The sequence below is a fragment of the Frankia gtarii genome, assembly GCF_025403375.1.
GTDB classification, from domain to species: Bacteria; Actinomycetota; Actinomycetes; order Frankiales; family Frankiaceae; genus Frankia; species Frankia gtarii.
This window is the reverse complement of sequence record NZ_JAMPTM010000327.1, coordinates 1-7035: the sequence shown is the minus strand read 5'-3', so window position 1 is coordinate 7035 and position 7035 is coordinate 1. Positions and strand designations below refer to the sequence as shown.

Annotated in this window: 5 protein-coding genes; 3 read left to right on the top strand and 2 right to left on the bottom strand. The window is 72.8% G+C overall.

Annotated elements, in window-relative coordinates:
- Window positions 1-1350, bottom strand: a 1350-nt coding sequence (locus NBZ83_RS28505; protein WP_261576168.1) for a peptidase M50, incomplete at its 3' end; no start/stop codon positions are given.
- Between the two features lie 179 nt (window positions 1351-1529).
- Here NBZ83_RS28505 and NBZ83_RS28500 point away from each other — a divergent pair.
- Together NBZ83_RS28500 and uvrB are read left to right on the top strand one after the other, a co-directional pair.
- The gene (locus tag NBZ83_RS28500) at window positions 1530-3080 is read left to right on the top strand and encodes a PucR family transcriptional regulator (RefSeq protein ID WP_261570790.1); all 1551 of its coding nucleotides are present in this window, start codon (window positions 1530-1532) and stop codon (window positions 3078-3080) included.
- 101 nt (window positions 3081-3181) lie between these two features.
- Entirely contained in the window at window positions 3182-5314 is a 2133-nt protein-coding gene (gene uvrB / locus NBZ83_RS28495) for an excinuclease ABC subunit UvrB (protein WP_261570791.1), read from the top strand.
- A 24-nt stretch (window positions 5315-5338) separates the two neighbouring features.
- Here the strand turns inward: uvrB and coaE are convergent, their stop codons facing one another.
- A complete protein-coding gene (coaE, locus tag NBZ83_RS28490; protein ID WP_261570792.1) occupies window positions 5339-5953 on the bottom strand; it encodes a dephospho-CoA kinase in 615 nt (204 codons plus the stop codon).
- Window positions 5954-6080: 127 nt separating this feature from the next.
- Between coaE and NBZ83_RS28485 the strand changes: the two genes are divergently transcribed.
- Complete coding sequence (locus NBZ83_RS28485) at window positions 6081-6884, top strand: hypothetical protein (RefSeq protein WP_261570793.1); 804 nt, start codon at window positions 6081-6083, stop codon at window positions 6882-6884.
- Window positions 6885-7035 lie beyond the last annotated feature (151 nt).

The following is a 7035-nucleotide window of genomic DNA, read 5'->3' as shown; positions in this document are numbered from 1 at the left end:
CCGCCCGCCCCGCCCGCGCAGCGGCGCCGTCTCGATCGCCTGACCGAACTCGACCGGGCCGACGGTGCCCACCATTCGTGGGCTGCCGTCCGCCGCCGGCTCGACCACGACGACGCAGCCGGCGGCGGGCCGTTCGAGCAGCCTCGCGGGCAGGTCGGCCACCGCGTCGTCCGGCGCGGCCGTCGCGACCATGGACAGCGGGACGAGGACGCGGTTGACCCGGGCGAGACCGCGGTCGTCCATGGGGACGGCGGCCAGGTCGCGCAGCAGCGCCACTCCGGCGAGCGAGCCGTCGAAGTCCTCGACCCCGAAAACGGCTCGGCGGGCGGGCAGCACCACGTCGTCGAGCGCATCGTCCACGGTCGACCAGGACGACAGCCTCGGCGGGGCGGGGCTCATCACGTCCCGCGCCACCAGGCCCTCCAGCGCGGCGTAGGTTCGCTGCTGGGACTGGGCCAGCCGGGATGCACCCAGCGCCAGCCAGCCCAACAGCACCGCCCACAGGCCGACGAGGCCGACTCCGAACACACTGGCGGCACCGACGGCGATCAGCGACCAGCCGCTGATGACGCCGGCCCGGGCGACGGCCTGCTCGGCGCGCTCCCGGCTGCCGGTCCGACGCAGCACCCGGGCGGCGATCAGCCGCCCGCCGGAGCTGCGTGGGCTGGGCAACGCGTCGATGAAGGTCACCAGCAGGGCGAACGTGCCGACCCAGAGAGCCACCTGGCCGGCCAGGGCCAACGTCCCCGCCGGCGCCAGCGCGCCGAGGGTGACGAGCAGCGCGCCGGCCAGGGTGGTCACCGTGAGTCCAGCTCGGGCGACCTTCGCTTCGGCGCGGACTTCGGCACCCGACTCGGCGAATCTCGGGCCGCCGGCCGGGTCTCTCCGACCGGCTGCCGGCGGCAGTATGTCGACGCCGCCGCCCGCACCGAACGTGGCCGGAGAGCCGGTGGATCCGCGACGGCGATCGGTGGGCGCCGCGGATCCGGCTGCGGGGTGGCCCGCGTGGGTCACGCCCGCCCCCGCCAGGCCGGCACTTCCCCGGTCCCGGTCACCGAGGGCGACCGTCAGGCGGCTGCCGAAGGCGCCGACGGTGATGCCGACGACGGTCAGCCCGGCCCGGCGGGCGGCGCGGGCTCGCCTCAGGTCCGCACCCAGCAGGATGGCGATGAGCAGGCCGGCACCGATCAGCCCACCGCTGAGGTAGGCGAACCCGGGTCGGTTCGGCACGGTGGCGGGCAGCGTGATCGCGGCGAGCAGGACGGTGACGACCGCCACCGACACGGCGAGTCCTGGACGCACCGCGATCGGCGGAACCCCTCCTCGTCTGGTGGCGTCGTGGGTGGTCATGTCCGCTCAGACTCCTTTCGGCGTTTCCTGGCTTTCCCGGCCGATGTCGACGACCAGGCACTACACATGCTCAACGTCTAGCCTGCCCTTCGACGTCCCGGCAGACACCGCACGGACTCCGCGACTTCGCCTATCATTTCGTTGCCGAGGATCGGCAATAAGGAGCGGGAGACAAACAGATGAACGAAAGGGATGGATCGGCCCGGACGGCCGCGGTCGACGACGACGTACCGGCCGGTCTGCCCGAGACGAGCCTGACCCGGCTACCTCGCGCGGCCGTGCTCGCGGCTGCCGACTCCCGGCTGCACGCCGGCCTGCTTGGCGACTACCTCGACGTCCTCGCCTCGGCCGCGGACAGCGGGCGTCGGCTGACCCGAGCGGAGCTGCAGGCGTTTCGCGACCTCGGCCAGGCGGCGGCGGAGTCCGGGGCGTCGCTGCGCGCACTGGTCGACCTCTACCTCTCGGCGACCTGGCGGGTGTGGCCGTCGCTGCCCGCGGTGCGGGAGGCCGACCGCACCGCCCGCGAGCTGACCCGGGCGTCGAGCGAGCCGGTGGCACCGGGGCAGCTCGCCGATGCGCTGCGTTCGGCCGGCGAATCGGTCGGGGCGGTCTCGCGCACTCGTGCCGCCGCCTCCGCGGTGCTGCGGGCCAGCGACGACGCCGTCGCCGCCGTCTGCGAAGGCTACGAGGCCGCCCGCACCGCCCGAGCCCGCTCCGAGGAGGCGCTGCGCCGCGAACTCGTCGACGACCTGCTCACCGGGACGTCGGAGGTGGGTCAGCTGCTGGAGCGGGCCGGCGCGTTCGGCCTGCGGCTGGAGGCGCCCCACATCGTCCTGGTCGTCGCCGGCAACCGGCGCTTCCTCGACGGGCGGGCGCTGACCCGCGCGGCCGAGACGATCCTGCGAGAACACAGCCTCACCGATCCGCTTGTCGCGACCCGCGACGGCCTGCTCGTCTGCGTGGTGCCCGAGCAGGGCGACCTGGCCCGCGGCCCGGAGCCGCCCGTCCGCGGCGTCGCCCCGGCCGGCCGGTCGGCCGCCGGTCCGGATGCCGCCGCCGGGGCCGGAGCCGGGAGCACGCAGGGTGCCACCGGACTGTCCCGGTCGCTGGGATCACGGACCGGGGCGGCGGCGGGCGCGAGCCGCCCGCCCGGTCGGCGGCGGGCGGACGAATCGGCTGCCACGGGCGCGGGCTTCTCCCCGCTGCCCGCGTTCGCACCCGCGCAGGAGGCCACGGCCGCGATGTCCGCGCTGACCCGCCGGCTACGCACCGAGCCCGGCCTGCTCTGGCGGGTGGGGGTCAGCCGTGCGCGCAGCGGCGTCGCCGGGGTCCGGATCGGCTTCGAGGAGGCCCGCGGCGCCGCGGACCTGGCCGGCCGGCTGGGGCTGGAAGGCGCCGTCGTGCACACCGACGACCTGCTCATCTACAAGGTTCTGCTACGCGACCGGGAGGCGCTGGCGGAGCTGGTCGAGGCGGTGCTCTCGCCGTTGCAGGCCGCTCGGGGCGGCGCCGGCCCGCTGCTGGAAACCCTGGACGCCTACTTCACCACCGGCGGGGTGGCGCTCGCCGCGGCGCGCCGGCTGCACCTGTCCGTGCGGGCGCTGACCTACCGGCTCGACCGCATCCGTGCCCTGACCCGGCACGACCCGACCTCCCCGACCGACCGGTACGTCCTGCAGACGGCGGTGCTCGGCGCCCGGCTGATCGGCTGGGATCCGGCCGGCGGCTGAGCCGGCCGGTGGGTGGGCCGGCCGGTGTGTGGGCCGGCCGGTGGGTGGGCCGGCCGGTGGGTGGTCGGAAACTGTCGGAGGGCTGTGGTGTTCTAGAGGACGTGAGCACAACGTTCGAACGGCCCAGTCTCGACGTCGAGCGGACGCGCGCCCCGTTCGAGGTCGTGTCCGACTTCGTTCCGTCGGGTGACCAGCCCGCTGCCATCGAGGAGCTGGCCCGGCGGGTGCAGGGCGGCGAGACCAACGTGGTCCTGCTCGGCGCGACCGGCACCGGCAAGTCGGCGACGACGGCATGGCTCGTGGAGCGCCTGCAACGCCCGACGCTGGTGATGGCGCCGAACAAGACGCTCGCGGCGCAGCTCGCCAACGAGTTCCGCGAGCTGTTGCCGCACAACGCGGTCGAGTACTTCGTCTCGTACTACGACTACTACCAGCCCGAGGCCTACATCGCGCAGACCGACACCTACATCGAGAAGGACTCCTCGATCAACGAGGAGGTCGAGCGCCTTCGGCACTCGGCGACGATGAACCTGCTCACGAGGCGCGACGTGATCGTCGTGGCGAGTGTGAGCTGCATCTACGGCCTGGGCACGCCGCAGGAGTACATCGACCGGATGGTGCGGCTGCGCGTCGGCGACGAGATCGAGCGGGACCTGCTGCTGCGCCGCTTCGTCGATGTCCAGTACACCCGCAACGACCTGGCCTTCACCCGGGGGACCTTCCGGGTCCGCGGCGACACGGTGGAGGTGTTCCCGGTCTACGAGGAGCTCGCCGTGCGGGTCGAGATGTTCGGTGACGAGATCGAGCGGCTGACCTACCTGCATCCCCTGACCGGGGAGATCGTCCGCGAGGCGCAGGAGATTTTCGTGTTCCCGGCGACGCACTACGTCGCCGGCCCGGAACGCATGGAGCGGGCGATCGCCGGGATCGAGACGGAGCTCGACGAGCGCCTCGCGACGATGGAGCGCCAGGGCAAGCTGCTGGAGGCCCAGCGGCTGCGCATGCGCACCACCTATGACATCGAGATGATGCGCCAGGTCGGCTTCTGCTCGGGGATCGAGAACTACTCCCGGCACATCGACGGCCGCGAGGCGGGCACCCCGCCGCACACCCTGCTGGACTACTTCCCCGACGACTTCCTGCTCGTCATCGACGAGTCGCACGTGACGGTCCCCCAGATCGGCGGGATGTACGAGGGTGACATGTCCCGCAAGCGCAACCTCGTCGAGCACGGTTTCCGACTGCCCAGCGCGATGGACAACCGCCCGCTGCGCTGGGAGGAGTTCCTGGAGCGCATCGGCCAGACGGTCTACCTGTCGGCGACTCCTGGCCCCTACGAGCTGGGCCGGGCCGACGGCATCGTCGAGCAGATCATCCGGCCGACCGGGCTGCTCGACCCCGAGGTCGTGCTCAAGCCGACCAAGGGGCAGATCGACGATCTCGTCCACGAGATCCGGCTGCGCGCGGAGCGCGACGAGCGGGTGCTCATCACCACACTGACCAAGAAGATGTCCGAGGACCTCACCGACTACCTGCTCGAACTCGGCATCCGGGTGCGGTACCTGCACAGCGAGGTCGACACCCTGCGGCGGGTGGAGCTGCTTACCGAGCTGCGCCGCGGCGATTTCGACGTGCTCGTCGGGATCAACCTGCTGCGCGAGGGCCTCGACCTGCCCGAGGTGTCGTTGGTGAGCATCCTCGATGCCGACAAGGAGGGCTTCCTGCGTTCCGGCAAGTCGCTGATCCAGACCATCGGCCGCGCCGCCCGCAACGTCTCCGGTCAGGTGCACATGTACGCGGACTCGATCACCCCGTCGATGCGCCAGGCCATCGACGAGACGAACCGCCGCCGCGAGAAGCAGATCGCCTACAACGCCGAACGCGGCCTCGATCCGCAGCCGCTGCGCAAGAAGGTCGTCGACATCCTCGACGACATGGTTCGCGAGTCCGCCGACGGCGAGCTGATCGGCGGGGGTGGGCGGTCGCAGTCTCGGGGCAAGGCGCCGGTGCCGGGAATGAAGTCCCGGGGCGCCGGCCAGGGCGCGGTCGGCCGTTACGCCGCCGAGCTCGCCGGGATGCCCTCCCACGAGCTGGCGCAGCTCATCCGCCAGCTCGACGACCAGATGCACGAGGCGGCCAAGGAGCTTCAGTTCGAGCTGGCCGCCCGGTTGCGCGACGAGGTCGCCGAGCTGAAGAAGGAGCTGCGCGGCATGGGGGCCGCCGGGGTGCAGTAGGGCTACAGGGTGGGCGGCCGGAGGCTACTCGGCGGCGGCGGCGCGGGCGTCGCGGCGGGCAAGCAGCTCCCGCCAGACCTCGTCGAGGCGCGCGTCGAGCTCGTCGAGGCTGCCGCTGTTGTCGATGACGATGTCGGCGGCCTCACGGCGCTGCTCGTCGGTGGCCTGCGTGGCCATCCGGGCCAGCGCCTGGTCGCGGGGCAGACCGCGGCCCGCCAACCGCACCAGCCGCAGCTCGCGCGGCGCCTCGACGACCAGCACCAGGTCGTAGCTGCCCTCCGCGTGCACCTCGACGAGCAGCGGAACGTCGTGCAGGACGATCCCGCCCGGGGGCAGCTGCGCGATCCGCCGGCCCGTCTCGGCTCGGATGAGCGGATGGACTATCGCCTCCAGCCGCCCGCGGGCCGCGGCATCGGCGAAGACGACCCGGCCGAGTGCCGGGCGGTCGAGGCTGCCATCGGACGCGGCCAGCTCGGCTCCGAACTCCGCCAGCACCGCGGCCAGGCCCGGGGTTCCCGTCGCGACCACGTCCCGGGCGATCTGGTCGGCGTCGATCAGCAGCGCCCCACGGGCCGCGAGACGCGAGGCGACCGCGCTCTTGCCCGACCCGATTCCACCCGTCAGACCCACTGTGAGCACAGGCCGAGTCTGCCAGCCCAGGCATGCACATGCGCCACCCGGCCACCGTGAGGCCACCGATCGCCAGCGCCGCAGCCCACAAGGGACCGCTTTCGCGATGCGGAGAGCAGTTGGCAGACTGGGCCGCGTGAGGGCAGCCGAACAGGGGCGGGCGCAGGCCCTTCCCCTGCCCGCCAGTGCCGACCTGGCCAGTCCCGACCCTGTCACCGGCCTGCCCGCCAGCGAGTTGGCCGAAGTGGAGCAGGGCGACGGCCTGGCGCAGGCGGGGTCAAGCGGGCTGCGGCGGCTCGCCCACCGACTGTGGCCGGCGCTGCTTACCGGCTCACTGCTCGGTCTCGGCGCCATCGGGCTGGCCCTGGTGCCCGCGCTCGCCGACCGCGCACCGCTGCTGCTCATCGCACTGCGCCCTACCTGGGCGATCCTGCTGCTCGTCGGCGGGTCTGTGCCGTTCGTGCCGGCCCTGCTGGTCGCCGCGTTCTTTCGGGCCCTGGTTGACCTCGGCTACTTCGGGCTGGCCCGCAACAACATCCGATCGGTCCTGCTGCGGCGCCTCGGTGGCAGCCGGCTGGTCACGGCCCTGGCCCGCCCGAGGACCCAGACTCCCTTGCTGTGGTTCTGCCTGGTCAACACGAACGCGGCGGTTGACTCGGCGCTCGGCGCGGGCGATGTGCCGATGCGCCGCTTCCTGCGGTTCCTGATTCCCGGCTCCCTGCTGTCGGCCGCGCTTTACCTGACCGCGGCGCGCGCGGTGGCCCCGTGGATGCGCGGCGCCGTGAACTGGCTGGACGCGCACATGACCTATCTCGTGCTCGGCGGTCTGGCACTGGCACTGGCCCAGGCGGCCGGGCGGGTCGGACTCCGGCGGTGGCGCGGCAGGCGGGCCGGATTGTCAATGAAAAGACATCGCGGAAATGGCGATAACACGCCGTAGCCCAACAACCACACCACGCAGACGCATCGGCACACTATGGACATACTGCGCCGCAAGTAGCAGGGTCGGTGGCTACGGGTCACATCACCCGTCGGATGCACGCCGGACCTCGGTCCGGTCGCCGCCCCCATCCCCCGGAGCCGACCATGCC

Excerpts from the sequence above, each read along its gene's own strand:
- NBZ83_RS28500 (WP_261570790.1), top strand. The coding sequence starts at position 1,530 with ATGAACGAAAGGGATGGATCGGCCCGGACGGCCGCGGTCGACGACGAC.